This is a genomic window from Stenotrophomonas sp. VV52, assembly GCF_002893095.1.
GTDB classification, from domain to species: domain Bacteria; phylum Pseudomonadota; class Gammaproteobacteria; order Xanthomonadales; family Xanthomonadaceae; genus Stenotrophomonas; species Stenotrophomonas aracearum.
Map to the genome: position 1 here is coordinate 29997 of NZ_PKQQ01000002.1, position 14655 is coordinate 44651.

Annotated in this window: 10 protein-coding genes; 7 read left to right on the forward strand and 3 right to left on the reverse strand. The window is 69.0% G+C overall.

What is annotated here, in order from left to right:
* The first annotated feature begins 22 nt into the window (after nt 1–22).
* From C2U58_RS06210 to C2U58_RS06220, 3 genes are all read left to right on the forward strand, one after another.
* Nucleotides 23–2848 carry an autotransporter outer membrane beta-barrel domain-containing protein gene (locus C2U58_RS06210; RefSeq protein WP_102945052.1) on the forward strand — a complete coding sequence of 942 codons (2826 nt, stop codon included), beginning with the start codon at nt 23–25 and terminating at the stop codon, nt 2846–2848.
* Between the two features lie 49 nt (nt 2849–2897).
* Nucleotides 2898–3617, forward strand: coding sequence for a helix-turn-helix domain-containing protein (locus C2U58_RS06215; protein ID WP_102945053.1), 720 nt, complete (start codon nt 2898–2900; stop codon nt 3615–3617).
* 97 nt (nt 3618–3714) lie between these two features.
* Nucleotides 3715–5037: an MFS transporter gene (locus C2U58_RS06220; protein ID WP_102945054.1), complete on the forward strand. Its 1323-nt coding sequence runs from the start codon at nt 3715–3717 to the stop codon at nt 5035–5037.
* 244 nt (nt 5038–5281) lie between these two features.
* Here the strand turns inward: C2U58_RS06220 and C2U58_RS06225 are convergent, their stop codons facing one another.
* Together C2U58_RS06225 and C2U58_RS06230 are read right to left on the reverse strand one after the other, a co-directional pair.
* Nucleotides 5282–6451, reverse strand: coding sequence for a mandelate racemase/muconate lactonizing enzyme family protein (locus C2U58_RS06225; RefSeq protein ID WP_102945055.1), 1170 nt, complete (start codon nt 6449–6451; stop codon nt 5282–5284).
* Nucleotides 6448–7380, reverse strand: a complete 933-nt coding sequence (locus C2U58_RS06230; protein ID WP_102945056.1) for a dihydrodipicolinate synthase family protein — start codon at nt 7378–7380, stop codon at nt 6448–6450. The genes C2U58_RS06225 and C2U58_RS06230 overlap by 4 nt, the downstream gene beginning before the upstream one ends.
* 242 nt (nt 7381–7622) lie before the next feature.
* Here C2U58_RS06230 and C2U58_RS06235 point away from each other — a divergent pair, with 242 nt between their 5' ends.
* From C2U58_RS06235 to C2U58_RS20030, 4 genes are read left to right on the forward strand one after another with little or no spacing between them, the layout of a single operon-like run.
* Nucleotides 7623–10298: a TonB-dependent receptor gene (locus C2U58_RS06235; RefSeq protein WP_102945057.1), complete on the forward strand. Its 2676-nt coding sequence runs from the start codon at nt 7623–7625 to the stop codon at nt 10296–10298.
* Nucleotides 10299–10329: 31 nt separating this feature from the next.
* On the forward strand, nt 10330–11067 hold the full coding sequence (locus tag C2U58_RS06240) for an SDR family oxidoreductase (protein WP_102945058.1): 738 nt from the start codon (nt 10330–10332) through the stop codon (nt 11065–11067).
* Nucleotides 11064–11981, forward strand: coding sequence for a 2-dehydro-3-deoxygalactonokinase (locus tag C2U58_RS06245; protein ID WP_102945059.1), 918 nt, complete (start codon nt 11064–11066; stop codon nt 11979–11981). Before C2U58_RS06240 ends, C2U58_RS06245 begins: the two co-directional genes overlap by 4 nt.
* A complete protein-coding gene (locus C2U58_RS20030; protein WP_172448091.1) occupies nt 11978–13435 on the forward strand; it encodes a 2-dehydro-3-deoxy-6-phosphogalactonate aldolase in 1458 nt (485 codons plus the stop codon). The genes C2U58_RS06245 and C2U58_RS20030 overlap by 4 nt, the downstream gene beginning before the upstream one ends.
* Here C2U58_RS20030 and C2U58_RS06255 read toward each other — a convergent pair.
* The gene (locus tag C2U58_RS06255) at nt 13416–14636 is read right to left on the reverse strand and encodes a multifunctional CCA addition/repair protein (protein ID WP_102945060.1); all 1221 of its coding nucleotides are present in this window, start codon (nt 14634–14636) and stop codon (nt 13416–13418) included. The two genes, C2U58_RS20030 and C2U58_RS06255, sit on opposite strands and share 20 nt — an antisense overlap.
* Nucleotides 14637–14655 lie beyond the last annotated feature (19 nt).

Consider the following 14655-nt stretch of genomic DNA (forward strand, 5'->3'; position numbering starts at 1 on the left):
CATTCGTTGAAAGGAAGGGTGTATGCAACCCCATGCCTCCCTGCCGGCCCGCAACGGGCTGGCCTCTGCTGTTTCGTGCTGCCTCGCCGCTGTGTTGTTGACCGCGTCCGCCCCGGCGTGGGCGGCCTGCGACACCACCACGCCCACCGCCGGCCAGACCGTGACCTGTTCCACGGCCGCGCCCAATCCACAGACCACGGCGGTCGCCAGCGTCTCCGGCTCGGCCGGAATCACCATCAACGTGCAGGCCAACGCGCAGCTGGTGGTGCCCACCGGCGCGGCGATCGCGCTGGATGGCGGCGGCGGGCACCGCATCGACAACCGCGGCACGATCACCGGCACCGCCGGTGCCGCCATCCTCAGCAATACCGCCACCACGGTCATCAACCGTGGCGGCACCAGCGGCGGCACCAGCGGCATCATCTTCGGCCTCGGTGCCGACCGGCTCGAAATGCTCGCGGGCAGCATCACCGGCGGCGTGCTGCAGGGCGCGGGCACCGACAGCGTGGTGATCAGCGACGGCACCCTCGACCGCATCGACCAGGGCGAAGGCGAGGACAGCCTTGAAATCAGCGCAGGCACGGTGACCGGCACCATTGATCAAAGCCGCGACCCGGATACCTTCGTGATGACCGGCGGCACCGTCGGCGCGCTGGTACAGGGCGATGGCTTCGACCAATTCCGCATGACCGCCGGGCACATCATCGGCGGTTTCGACGACGGCGATTCGGCCGAGATGACCGGCGGCCGCATCGGCCGGGTCAACATGAAGCTGGACGACAACATCTTCCTGATGTCCGGTGGCAGCATCGACGCCAACCTGGTCACCGGCCTGGGCAAGGACCGGGTCGAACTCTCCGGGGGCGACATCGGCGGCAACATCAGCGTCAGCGGCGGCGACGACATCGTCAGGATCAGCGGCGGCTCGGTGGGCGGCAGCATCCTGCTCAGCGTCGGCAACGACCGTTTCGAATGGACCGGCGGTGGCGTGCTGCGCGGGCCGGTGGACTTCGGCGAGGGCAACGACACCGCTACCCTGACCAACCTCACCCCGACCCAGATGAGTGCGCTGCCGCTGTTCGACGCAGGTCCGGGTACCGACAAACTGGACATGCTCAACGTCAAGACCGGTGGCGTGGCGCGGTTTGCCAACTGGGAACAGGTCAACGCCACGCGTGGCACCGAGCTGACCATGGACGGCACGCTGGCACTGGGCGACAGCGCGAGCGGCACCGGCGCGCTGTTGGTCGACAGCGCCAGCGCGCTGCTGGCCGGTGGTGGTGGCGGTCGCGTGGCGGCGTTCACCGCCGGCCAGCTGGCCGATGTGGGCAATGCCGGCCGCATCGACCTGGGCAACGGCAGCAGCGCGCCGGGCGACACCTTCACCATTGCCGGCAACTACGTGGGCAACGGCGGAACGCTGGCGCTGCAGACGGTGCTGGGCAACGACGCCTCGGCATCGGACAAGCTGGTGATCGCCGGCGGCAGTGCCACCGGCAGCACGATCATGCGCGTCACCAATGTCGGTGGTGGCGGTGCCAGCACCGTGGCCGACGGCATCATGGTGGTGCAGGCCACCAATGGCGGCAGTACTGCGGCAGGCGCGTTCTCCCTGGCCGGCAGTCTGTCGGCAGGTGCCTATGAGTACTTCCTGTTCAAGGGCGGCGTGAGCGCAGGCACCAGCGACAACTGGTACCTGCGCTCCACCATCGTGCCCGGCCCGGTGCCGGCACCGGTGGTGGTCGTTCCCGATCCGCCCCCGCGCCCACCGCCCGTGGTGGGCGTGCCGCCGGAGCCCCCGCCGCCGCCGGTTCCGGTGCCGGTGCCGAGCCCGCTGCAGGTGCCGCCCACGCCGCAGGCGCGTCCGCCGCAGATGGCGGTGGTACCGATCTACCGCGTGGAAACGCCGACCTATGCGGTGATCCCGCCACTGCTGCGCGAGGCCAGCATGGCCAGCCTGGGCACCTTCCACGAGCGCCAGGGCGAACAGCGGCTGCTGCGCGGCGACGGCATCTTCCGTTCGGTGTGGGGTCGCATGATCGGGCAGAGCCACGAGCAGAACTGGGCCGGCGATGCGCAGCCCGGTTTCAATGGTCACTTCGTCGGCGTGCAGGCCGGCGGCGACCTGTTTGCGAGCGACGGCGACGTGCGCAACCAGGTCGGGCTCTTCGTCGGGCAGACCCGCGCCAAGGGCAATGTCACCGGCTTCGCGCTGGGCTGGGAGAATGTCGATGTCGGCCGCTCGCGGCTGGACGACAAGCACGTGGGCCTGTCCTACACGCGGGTCGGCAGCGCCAACGGCTACCTCGATGCGGTGCTGATGCGCAGCCGCTACGACGGCGACAGCGTGTCCAGCCGCGGCATCGGCGTGGACATGAAGGGCGACGGCACCACCGCCTCGCTGGAAGTGGGCAAGCCGCTGCTGCACTTCGGCAGTTCGGCCTGGTGGCTTGAGCCGCAGGCCCAGGTGATCTGGCAGAAGACCCGGATCGACGACACCCGCGATGCGCTGTCGGTGCTGCGGGTGGACAACGACGATGCCTGGACCGCGCGGATCGGACTGCGCCTGGCCGGCGACTACATGCTGGTCGACAACGGCTGGCAACCCTACTTCAAGCTCAACTACTGGCGTGCCTTCAGTGGCGAGGACCGGATCGACATCGGCGGCGATCCGCTGCTGAGCGAGCAGAGCTATCGCGCGCTGGAAGTCGGGGTCGGCGTGGTCGCGCGCTACAACGCCAACATCAGCGCGTTCGCGGTGGCCGATTACACCCGCGACCTGGACAGCCACCGGTTGAAGGAACGGAAGGTGATCGAAGGCAACATCGGACTGCGCGTCGACTTCTGACCCCCGCCGCTGGCAGGGCTGGGTGTTGCTATTGGTGTACGCTTTCCGGATGCGAACCAAGCCCAATGCCCAGCCCAACCAGAGCCTGATCGACGGAATCGCCACCCTGCAGGCGCTGGCCTCATCGCCCGAACCGGTGGGCTGCCGGGAACTGGCCCGGCAGCTGGATGCCAACCCGACCCGGGTCAACCGGCTGCTCAAGACCCTGGCTTACCTCGGCATCGCGCGGCAGACCGCCGACCGCAAATACACCGCCGGGCCGGGCATGCATGTGCTGGCCGCGCAGAGCCTGTTCGCCTCCGGGTTGATCCGGCGCGCGCTGCCGGTGCTGGAACACCTGCGCCGGTTCGGCCACACCGTGGCACTGGGGGTGCTGTGGAACGACAGCGTCAGCTACCTGTTCCATGCGCCGCCCGGGATCGAGGCGGCGCGCGGGCTGGGCCGCATCGGCCTGCTGCCCGCCACCACCAGCGGAATCGGCATCGTGCTGCTGGCGCAGCTGTCCGACGAGGAAGTGCGCGAGCTGTATGAAGACCGCCCGATCCCGATGTTCCCGGACGGCATCGAACAGCTGCTGGCGACCCTGGCCCAGACCCGCGCGCAGGGCCATGCCCGGGTGCACGTGGCCGACGAACGCGACCACCACATCGTGGCGATCGCGATGGGCGACCCGGTGCATGCCGGCATCGCCATGTCCGGCTGGATCCCCGAATCGGCCACCGCCGAACTGGTCGCCGCACTGCGCGCGGCCGCTGCGGAGATCGGCTGAGATCTTTGCCGCAGTGCGGTTTGACATGTTGCTACAATAGCAATACGTTGCAGCCTTCCGAAGGGGAGGCATCGGCGATGTCCAAGCGTGCAGCGGCGTGAGCAGGTCGGGGAACACCAAGTGGGTGCTGTTGTCGCTGCTGTTCGTGTCCACGGTGATCAATTACCTGGACCGGCAGGCGCTGTCGATCCTGGCCACCACGATCCAGGCCGACCTGGGCATGACCGACCTCGAGTACGCACGCGTGGTACAGGTGTTCCTGTTCGCGTATGCAGCCGCGTACGTGATGGCCGGCAGGGTTACCGACTGGCTGGGCGCACGGGTGGCGCTGCTGCTGTTCGTCGGCTGGTGGTCGCTGGCCAATATCGCCACCGGCTTCGTGCGCAGCGCGGTGGAGCTGGGGGCAGCACGCTTCGCGCTCGGGCTGGGTGAGCCAGGCAATTACACGGTGGGCACCAAGGTGGTGTCCGAGCAGTTTCCGGCAAAGCAGCGCGGACTGGCACTGGGCCTGTATACCGCCGGCGCGATGATCGGCGCGACCCTGGCACCGCCGTTGATCGGCGGCATCGCGCTGCACTACGGCTGGCGCAGCGCGTTCTGGATCACCGGCGTGGCCGGGTTGCTGTGGATGATTGCGTGGTGGTGGTTCTACCCGCGTCCGGGGCGGGAGCGCGCGGTTGCGCCGGTCACGACGGCAGCGACCACGGCGGAGGCGGTCGCCACGCCTGCGATTGAAACACCGGTAGCCGCAGCGCCGGCCTCCTCGATGAAAGGCGTGTGGGGTCGACTGGCACGCGACCGTACCGTGTGGGCGCTGGTCGCCTCGCGGGCGGTGGCCGACCCGGTCTGGTACTTCTACCTGTTCTGGTTCCCGAAATACCTGGGCGACGCGCGTGGCATGGGCCTGGCCGCGATCGCGTCGCTGGCGTGGATCGTATACGTCGCCGCCGACATCGGCAGCGTGGGTGGCGGGATGATCTCCGGCCGCCTGGTCAAGCGCGGCATGAACCCGGTACGCGCGCGATTGACCACCATGGTCGGCGCCGCGTGCCTGGCGCCCGTGGGCCTGCTGGTGGCCTTCCATCCGCCGATCCCGCTGCTGCTCGGCCTGGCCTGCCTGGTCACGTTCGCGCACCTGACCTACCAGATCAACCTCACCGCGATGACGGTGGACCTGTTCCCGTCGCGCTACATCGCCTCGGTGGCCGGGCTGGTCGGTTGCGGCAGCGCGCTGGGTGGCATGGTGTCGGCGCAGGTGGTGGGCCACCTGGTGGCCGACGGCAATTTCGACCGTGCCTTCGTGTTGATGGCCTTCCTGCACCCCATCGCGGTCACGCTCGCGTGGATCGCGCTGAAGATGGCGCGCCGCTCGAAGATGACGTTGATCGGACCGGATGCCGAAGCCGTAGCGGCGGGGTGACCTGCAGGGTTGAACGCAGGGCGGCGGGTGGCGGGGTGACCTGCAGGGTTGAACGCAGGGCAGCGGTAGGGTTGGTTCCCAAACAACCGCCGACACTGCCGGGCGGCGCGGCGAACGCATGACCTTTGCCGGAGCCGTCTCCGACGAAGGTCATGGCCCTACCGAATGTTGCGATGCTATCGGCGGTCGACCGGGGTGCGACCCTACCGGCGCACCCCGACGATCCCGACGATTGAAGTGATTGTCAGCTCACCAATTCCGCATGGTCCCAGAACTCCGCATTCGGCTGCGCGCCCAGGCCGTGCCCACTCGGCAACGTATACCCCTCGCGTGCATACGCCATGTCGGTGTCGAGCATCTCCACCGAACGCGAGAAGATCGAGTGCTGCCACTCGTGCCGCCACAGGTCGTCGATCACCGCGGAAGCGTGCAGGCTCGCAGCCATGAAAATGCCGCCGCCAATGGTGGCGTGCGGCGCCACCGGCACCCCGTGTTCGGCCGCCATGCGCGCGATGCGCAGGAACTGGGTGATGCCGGTGTGGCCCATCTCTGGCTGCACGTAGGCGAGGGTCCCACCGGCCAGGCGCAGCTGGGCGATGTAGTCGGTCGCCCACTCTTCGCCGGCGGCGACCGGAATCGGACTGTCCTGCCCCAGTGCAATCAACCCCGCAACGTCTTCGGGTTTCAACGGCGCTTCGATGAAGGTCAATCGTGCCGGCAACAGCTGCGTGGCCAATGCCAGCGCCTGGGCGTGATCGAACTTCCAGTGCAGGTCCACCATCAGCTGCACGTCATCACCCAGCGCACTGCGCAACGCCAGCATCTCCTCTACGATGCCGTCGTGGCTCACCACCGCATGCACCTTGAAGGCGTCATGGCCCTGCGCGACGAAGGTGCGTGCCATCGCGACCTTTTCTTCCACCGTGGATGCCGGAAGACCCGACACGTAGCCGGGAATGGTGTCGCGTCGACGCTCGCCCAGCAGCGCCCACAGCGGCTTCCCGGCCGCGCGGGCGCGCAGGTCCCACAGCGCGATGTCCAGCGCGGCCAGCGCGTCGGTATGGAAGCCGCTGCCGCAGCCGCGTACCCGCATCAATCCGTACAGATCGTCCCAGATCTGCTCGACGTCCCCAGGCTCGCGCCCGAGCAGCTCAGGCGCGAGCAGGTCGTTGATGATTTCGCAGGTCGCGCGGGGCGCGCAGATGCCATATGTCTCGCCCCAGCCCACCGCGCCGTCGGCGGTGGTCACGCGCACCAGGACCGAACGGTCCACGGTGGGGTAGAGCGTGCCGTTGCCACGGCGCACCAGGTAACCGCGCGCGTTGACCCGTTCGCCGGCGCCCAGTGGCCCCAGGTAGGGCGTGCTGCGCGGCACGGTAAGGATGAAGGTTTCAACCTGGGTGACCTGGCTCACGCGTGGCTTCTCCGGGCCTGCCCGGGGACGGCGTCCAACGGCAGCAGGTCGCTGATGCGATCCAGCAGGATATCCAGTTCGCGGGCATCGAAGCGGTCCAGCGCCGGGCCCGGTGCGCGCACGTGGTCGCTGCCGATCAGGCCGCGGCGCAGCAGGATCGCCTTGGTCAGGCGCCAGCGGAACACCGCCTGCATGCTCAGCAGCGGCAGGGTGCGTTCGAACAGGGTGCGTGCACGTGCATGGTCGCCTGCCGCCCACGCCGCCAGCATCGCCACGTGCACTTCGGTGATCTCGCAGGCCGGCATGGTGCCGACCGCGCCGCGCGCCAGTTCGTCCAGGACATAACGCGCACCGGCGCCACCGAACACCGCGCGCACGCTGCTGCCGGCGCGTTCGGACAGCGCGGTGATGCGGTGCCCAGACGGCATGGTTTCTTCCTTCACGTACTCAATGGCCGGTACCTGCGCGGTCAGTGCCACCACCGCGTCCACGCCCAGCCCGACGCCCATCGGTGCCGGTGCGTTCTGCAGCATCACCGCCACGCCCGATTCGCTGGCCAGCCGGCTGAAGAACCCGGCCATGCCCTCGGCGTCGCCGGCCAGTGCATGCGGGGTCAGCACCATCGCGGCGCTGGCGCCGGCGTCGCCACCTGCGCGGGCCAGCTGCACCGCGTCTTCCAGGGTGCGCGCGCTGGCACCGACGATGAAGGGCACGCGGCCGCGGTTCCAGCGCCCGATGCAGGCGGTGAGGTGCAGGCGCTCGTCCAGCGCGAGCATGTCGTACTCGCTGGCCAGTCCCGGGAACACCACCCCGGCCGCACCTGCGGCCAGGATGTACTCGAACACCGCTTCGGTCCCGGCTTCATCGATGCCGCCCTGGGCGTCGAAGATGGTGGGAAGGATCGGGAAGACACCTTGCAGAACGGCCATTGCGCCGGGTCCTTGTTGGATTGAGTGTGCCATGGATAGCAACACTATGGAAGGGAAGTGGCCGCAGACGCCACAGGAGTGATTGATTCTTCGCTGCATTGCAGCGTGCGCGGCCAAATCATATTGCTATATTAGCTACACGCTGCCAAGCCGCAGCGCAGCAGCAACGACGAAAAAGCTGGATCCAGCGGACAGGTCGGGGGACCTGGCGCTGGATCCCTACCTTGGGAGAGGGCCGATCCATGCTTCGTTTTCGACGTTCCACCCTGTTCACCGCCCTGGGCACCTGCCTGCTCGCGCCGATGCTGGCCGCCGCACAGGACCCGGCGTCGCCGCCCGCCACCACCGCTGCCGGGGAGCAGCAGGCGCAGACCCTCGACGCGGTCAGCGTCGTAGGCATCCGCGGCAGCCTGGAAGCCTCGCGCGACCTCAAACGCGACTCGGCGCAGATCGTCGACGCGATCGTCGCCGATGACATCGGCAAGCTGCCGGACACCAACGTGGCCGAGTCGCTGGCCCGCGTGGCCGGCGTGCAGCTCGAGCGCGGGATGGGCGAGGGCAGCGACATCCTGGTACGCGGCCTGCGCGAAAACGTGCTGCTGTACAACGGCCGCCAGATCGTCGACGCCACCGGGCGTGGCGGCAACGGCCTGGACCAGCTGGCCACCTCCACCTACGGCCTCCTGTCGCTGGTGCCGTCCGAGCTGATATCGCGGCTGGAAGTGACCAAGCTGGCCGGCGCCGACCAGCTGTCCGGCGGCCTCGGCGGCATCGTCGACATCCACACCCGGCAGCCGCTGTCCGGCGACAGCGAGCAGAACGTGGTGAGCCTGGCCGGCACCTACGACGAGATGGCCGATTCCTGGGGCCACAACGCCTTCGGCCTGCTCTCGCGGCGCAACGAGGACCGCACCTTCGGCGCGCTGCTGTCGGCTACCTACGGCCGCCGCAACGTGGTGCAGCAGGGCCTGGACACATTCTCCGGCTATGCGCGCTTCACCGACCCGGTCGACCGCACCACCCAGCGTTTCGGCAGTACCGACATGCGCGCGCAGAACATTGACGACGACCGCACCAAGGTGGGTGTCAGCGCAGTGCTGCAGTGGCGCCCGGCCGACGGCGTGGAGCTGTCCTGGGATACGTTCTACTCGCGGCAGGAGGCCGAGCGCGACCGTTACTGGATCGCGTTCAATCCGTCTGCGGGCCTGACCAACGCGGTCTACTCCGACCACGACATCCTGCTGGCCGGGCGTTCCACCGGCACCGTGCTGCTCAACACCGAAGTGGCCGACATCGACTCGGACGTGCTGTCCAGCGCACTGCGCGCCAGCTTCCGGGTCGGCGATCGCCTGGACGGCTCGGCCGAGCTCGACTGGGGCCGATCCACCGCCAGCTACAACCAGCGCTACATGCGCCTGGCGCCGATGGCAGGGCTGACCTCGGTCACCGACTTCGACCTGCGCAGTGGCAGCTTCGGCAGCTTCAACGTCAGCGGGGTCAACGTGGTCGACCCGTCGCAGTGGCGCATGACGATCATGTTCGACAACGACTGGCGTGCGCAGACCGACTCGCGCGCGCTGCGCACCGACTGGAGCCTGGCCTTCGGCGACGGCGCGCTGCGCTCGCTGGACTTCGGCGCCCGCTTCAGCCGCCTGGAAAGCCTGCAGGATCCGCGCCGTGCCGACATCCGTCCGGCCGGCGGCATCCCGGTCTCGCAGATGGGCCCGTATATCCGGGTGTACAGCAACAACGACTTCCTGCCGGGCGAATTCGACGGCCTGCCGCGTGACTACCTGGGCGCGTTCCGCAGCACCTTCGGTGGCTGCGAAAGCTTCACCACGCTGCCGCAGATCTCGCAGAACGCGCAGTGCCTGGACCCGGGCAGCACCGCATTGGCCTACTCGGCCACCTTCAGCGTCGACGAGGACTTCCTCGAGGCCTACGCCAAGCTCAACTGGGACACCGAAGTCTCCGGCATGGCGCTGGGCGGCAACGTCGGCGTGCGCTTCGTCGGGCGCGACATGACCTCGCGCGGCAACCTGATCAGCGGTACCGGCGCGCTGACCCCGTCCAGCTTCGAGCGCGATGATCGTGAAGTGCTGCCCTCGGCCGTGGCCAAGCTGCAGATCACCGACAGCCTGGTGCTGCGCGGCGGCGCCGCCAAGGTGGTGGCCTTCCCGAATACCGAAGACCTCAACAACGGCGTGACCCTCAACAACAACGCGGTGTTCGACGCCAACGGCGTGCAGACCTCGCCGGGTACCGGCAGCGGCGGCGCGCCCGACCTGGACCCGTTCAAGGCGACCCAGTACGACCTGTCGCTGGAGTGGTACTACGGTGGCCAGGGCCTGCTCTCGGCCGGCCTGTTCTACAAGGACATCTCCACCTTCATCGTGCAGCGGCAGAGCGCGGAGACCTACAGCAACGTCAACTACCTGGTGCTGCGCAAGATCAATGGCGACCAGGCCAAGGTGAAGGGCGTGGAGCTGCTGGCGCAGGTGCCCTTCAGCGGCATGTTCGACGGCTTCGGCGTGGTCGCGACCTACACCTGGATCGACTCGGAGACCCCGATCACCGACATCAACGGCAACGCGATGACCTTCCCGGGGCTGTCGAAGAACAATGCCAACCTGATCGGCTACTACGAGAACGGTCCGTTCGGCATCCGCCTGGCCTACAACTGGCGCGATGAGTACCTGGTCGGGCTGTCGGCCGCGTCCACCGGCATCTACAACGACACCTACAAGGACCTGTCGGCGTCGATGAGCTACGATTTCAGCGAGCGCCTGTCGCTGAAGCTGGAAGGCAACAACCTGCTCGACAGCGAACAGCGCACCTTCGACGGGTACCCCGAAGGCCTGCGTACCAACGTGGTGTTCGGCCGGTCCTACAAGGCCAGCCTGACCTACCGGTTCTGAGCATGGCTTCTCTGGAAAGGAAGGGCAGGGCATGAGCGAGGCGGGAATGCAGGGGCGCGCGGTGCTGGTCACCGGCGCGGCCAGTGGGATCGGCGCGGCGGTGGTGGCACGGCTGCGCGCCGACGGCGCCAGGGTGGCCGCGCTGGATCTCGGCGAAGCACCGGGCGCCGACGCCAGCGCGGTGGCCGACCTGCGTTCGGCGGCAGCGGTCACCGCTGCCATCGCCGACCTGCGCGGCGCGATGGGACCGTTCGACGCGCTGGTGCACTGCGCGGGGACCTGCCCGCCCGGCAGCACGCTCGACAGCGATGATGCGCAGTGGATGGACGTGTATTCGGTCAACGTGCTCGGCGCGCTGCGGGTGATCCGCGAGGTGGTGCCGGACATGCGCGGGCGTGGTGGCAGCATCGTGCTGGTGTCGTCGATCAACGCGCGTTTCGCCACGCCCGGGCTGGCTGCCTATGCAGCATCCAAGGCGGCGCTGGAGGAAATGGCCCGCACCGCCGCGTTGGAGCTGGCTCCCGATAACATCCGGGTCAACACCATCGCGCCGGCCTCGGTCGACACGCCGATGCTGCAGGCCTCGTTCGCGCGTGCCGCCGACCCGGTCGCCGCGCGCCGCAGCAATGAGCAGCGGCATCCGCTGGGCCGGCTCGGCACGCCGCAGGACGCGGCCGAGCTGGCGCTGTTCCTGGCCTCGCCGCGCAGCGGCTGGATCACCGGGTCGGTGTTCGCGCTGGACGGCGGTGCAGGAGTGACCCGGCGATGAGCACAGCGGACAGCTACATCATCGGCATCAACTGGGGCAGCACCAATTTCCGTGCCTACCGGATCGGCGCCGACGGCGCAGTCACCGGCACCCTCGAACAGCCGCGCGGCATCGCCGGGCTGGAGCGCGCGCAGATGCAGGCGCTGCTGGAAGAGGTGGTGGCCACGTGGCCACATGCCACGCGCATCTATGCCAGCGGAATGATCGGGTCCAACATCGGCTGGAGCGATGCGGGCTACATGGACTGCCCGGCCTCGCCGGACGCGATCGCCGGCCAGCTGCACGAGGTTCGCATCGGCGCGCATGCCGTGGCGATCGTGCCCGGCCTGGCCTGCCGGCGCAGCGACGGCGCGCCGGACATCATGCGTGGCGAAGAAACCGAGTTGCTGGGCATGGTTGCCAGTGGCGCGATCCCGGCCACCGGGCTGGTCGCACTGCCCGGCACGCACAGCAAATGGGTGCGCCTGGAGCAGGGCGTGGTGGTGGAGTTCATGACCGCGATGTCGGGCGAGATTTTCGATCGGCTCACGGCCGCAGGCCTGCTGGCCTCGGTGGTGGACGGTCCGGCGCACGATGGCGCGGCATTCGTGGCCGGCGTACAGGCGGCGCAGCACGGGATCGGCCTGGGCACGCTGCTGTTCGGTGCGCGTGCGCGGGTGATCCGCGGCGACCTGCCGCGCACGGATGGAGCGGCGTACCTGCGCGGGCTGCTGATCGGCGCCGAGCTGGCCGATGTGCAGCGGTACTGGGGAGGGACATTGGACGCCATTCCGCTGGTAGGGGCTGCGCCGGTGTGTGCGCTGTATGCGCGCGCGCTGCAGGAGCTGGGGAGCTCCGGCGTGGCCATCGCCTCGCAGCAGGCGTCCACGCGCGGGTTCCTCGCGTTGCACCGCGCGGCAGGAGCGCTGGCATGAGCACGCATGCCATGGCATTCGACCGCGCACTGGATGAAACCGGCCTGATCGCGATCCTGCGCGGCTTGACCGGCGCCGAATCGGTAGACGTGGTGGAGGCGCTGTACGACGCAGGCGTGCGGCTGGCCGAAGTGCCGCTCAACTCGCCTGACCCGTTCACCACCATCGCGGCGCTGGCCGCGCACTTCCAGGGGCGCATGCTCATTGGTGCGGGTACGGTGGTGACCGTTGCAGCGGTCGAGCAGTTGGCCGCCACCGGCTGCGCGTTCTGCGTGGCACCCAACAGCGATCCGGCCGTGATCGCCGCCGCGCGGTCGCACGGCATGGTGCCGCTGCCTGGCTTCGCCACCGCTACGGAAGCCTTTGCGGCGCTCGCCGCCGGGGCACGACACCTCAAGGCTTTCCCGGCGCATGGCGCGCTGACACGGCTGTCGGCGTTGTCGGCGGTGCTGCCGAAAGACACCACGTTGATCGCGGTGGGTGGCGTAGGACCGACGGACATCGGGGCGTATCGCGAGGCCGGCGTGCAGGCGTTCGGCGTCGGTACCGATCTGTACCGGCCCGGTCGCGGGGCCGACGAAGTGGGCCGCCGCGCCCGTGCGTGGATGCAGGCGCTGCAGGCGCCACCGGCACCGGTGGCCACGCTGGCACACGCTGCGCAGACCATGGTCGGTGAGTCGCCCGTGGTTGCCGCCGACGGTGCCCTGTACTGGGTCGACCCCACCGCGCCGTGCCTTCTGCGCTGGGACGACACGCAGTGCACGCGCGTACCCCTGGGTGAGCCGGTGTGGTCGCTGGGTCGCGATGGCGCCGCGCTGGTGGGTAACGGCGAAACGCATTTCCTGCGGCTGTCGCTGGACGGCAGGATCCAGGCCGGTCCGGAGATCGAGGTGGGCGCGGGCTGCCGGCTCAACGACCTGGTCGTGGACAGTCGTGGTGGCCTGTGGGGAGGGACGATGCACCGCGGACTGCTGGGCGGTCGCGGCGCGCTGTTCCATGCAGCGAACGTGGACGCCCCGGCGCTGCGCGTGGCCGACGGCCTGGGCGTGGCCAACGGCATGGCGTTCTCCGCCGATGAGCGGACCCTGTTCGTGATCGATACGCTGGCGCGCACGCTGCTGGCGTATCCGGCCGACATCGTGGCCGGCACGCTGGGCGAACCGCGCGTGGTCACCGACTTCCTTGGCGTGCCCGGCAAACCCGACGGCATGGCCATGGCCGCCGACGGTCACCTGTGGGTGGCGATGTGGGGTGGCCATGCGGTCGTGGAGCTGGCCCCGAACGGCGCTGTGCTGCGCTCGATTCCGGTGCCGGCGGCGCATGTGGGCAGCCTGGCGTTCGCGCCAGACGGAAGGTTGTTCATCACCACCGCCCGCGCGCGCCTGTCCGACGCCGACCTGGCCCGTTCACCGGGCGCAGGTGGCCTGTTCGTGGTCAGCGCGCTGCGGCGATAGCCTTGATCCGTGCCCGGGACAGGGCTTCGCCGATGGCGGGGCCTTTCAGGTGGGTCACGTCCAGGTCGCGCGCCTGCACGGACAGCGCCGCCTGGTGCAGGCGCTTCAACGTCTCGCCCTGCGGGTAAGCACGATCTTCGAATCCGAGCCGGCCACGGGCGTCGGCTTCGCAGCACACCGCGATGCGCGCAATGCGCTCGGGGCGGCGGAAGCCGTCGAAGCGGCCCAGCAGCTCCAGCACGGTGGCATCGCGCAGTTCGTCGATGCGGTGCACGTTGAGATGGTCGCGGCACACCGCTTCCGCGAGCTGGCGATGGTCCAGCGGCACTTTCAAGCGCTCGCACAGCGCCCGCAGCGGGGCCAGGCCGCGCTGTTCGTGCATCACGTGGCGCGGCCACTCCGCCTGCGGCGTCAGCGCCTTGCCGAGGTCGTGGGTAAGCGCGGCGAATCCCACCTGGTCATCGCCCGGGGCCAGCTGCGCGGCCTTGTCGCTGACCATTTCCTGGTGCACGCCGGTGTCCACTTCCGGGTGGTACTCGGCCCGCTGCGGCACGCCGTACAGTGCTTCCAGTTCCGGCAGCACCGCGCCGAGCGCACCGGCGTCGTGCAGGGTGCGCAGGAACGCCGACGGCTGCGCCGAGCCGAGCACGCGGCGCAGTTCCTGCCACACGCGTTCGGGAACCAGCGCATCCAGTTCGCCGCTTTCGGCGATCTGCCGCATCAGCTGCAACGTTTCCGGCGCCACAGTGAAGCCCAGCGGGGCGAAGCGCGCCATGAAGCGTGCCGCACGCAGAACGCGCAACGGGTCCTCAATGAAGGCCGGGCCGACATGGCGCAGCACGCGCTGTTCGATGTCGCGCACGCCGCCATGGGGGTCCACCAGCGTGCCGGTGGCCTCGTCGCAGGCAATTGCGTTGATGGTGAAATCGCGGCGCTGCAGGTCGTCTTCCAGCGTCACCGACGGGTCGGCGTCGACCACGAAGCCGCGATAGCCACGGCCGGACTTGCGCTCGGTGCGCGCCAATGCGTATTCCTCACCACTGTCCGGATGCAGGAACACCGGGAAGTCCTTGCCGACCGCCTTGTAGCCCTGCGCTTCCATTTCAGCCTGGGTGGCACCGACCACCACCCAGTCGCGGTCGCCGGGCGGTCGCTGCAGCAGGCGGTCGCGCACGGCGCCGCCAACGAGATAGATCTTCATGGCTTGAATGATGCCACGC

Excerpts from the sequence above, each read along its gene's own strand:
- C2U58_RS06255 (WP_102945060.1), bottom strand. The coding sequence starts at position 14,636 with ATGAAGATCTATCTCGTTGGCGGCGCCGTGCGCGACCGCCTGCTGCAG.
- C2U58_RS06235 (WP_102945057.1), top strand. The coding sequence starts at position 7,623 with ATGCTTCGTTTTCGACGTTCCACCCTGTTCACCGCCCTGGGCACCTGC.
- C2U58_RS06210 (WP_102945052.1), top strand. The coding sequence starts at position 23 with ATGCAACCCCATGCCTCCCTGCCGGCCCGCAACGGGCTGGCCTCTGCT.
- C2U58_RS20030 (WP_172448091.1), top strand. The coding sequence starts at position 11,978 with ATGAGCACGCATGCCATGGCATTCGACCGCGCACTGGATGAAACCGGC.
- C2U58_RS06215 (WP_102945053.1), top strand. The coding sequence starts at position 2,898 with ATGCGAACCAAGCCCAATGCCCAGCCCAACCAGAGCCTGATCGACGGA.
- C2U58_RS06230 (WP_102945056.1), bottom strand. The coding sequence starts at position 7,380 with ATGGCCGTTCTGCAAGGTGTCTTCCCGATCCTTCCCACCATCTTCGAC.
- C2U58_RS06240 (WP_102945058.1), top strand. The coding sequence starts at position 10,330 with ATGAGCGAGGCGGGAATGCAGGGGCGCGCGGTGCTGGTCACCGGCGCG.
- C2U58_RS06245 (WP_102945059.1), top strand. The coding sequence starts at position 11,064 with ATGAGCACAGCGGACAGCTACATCATCGGCATCAACTGGGGCAGCACC.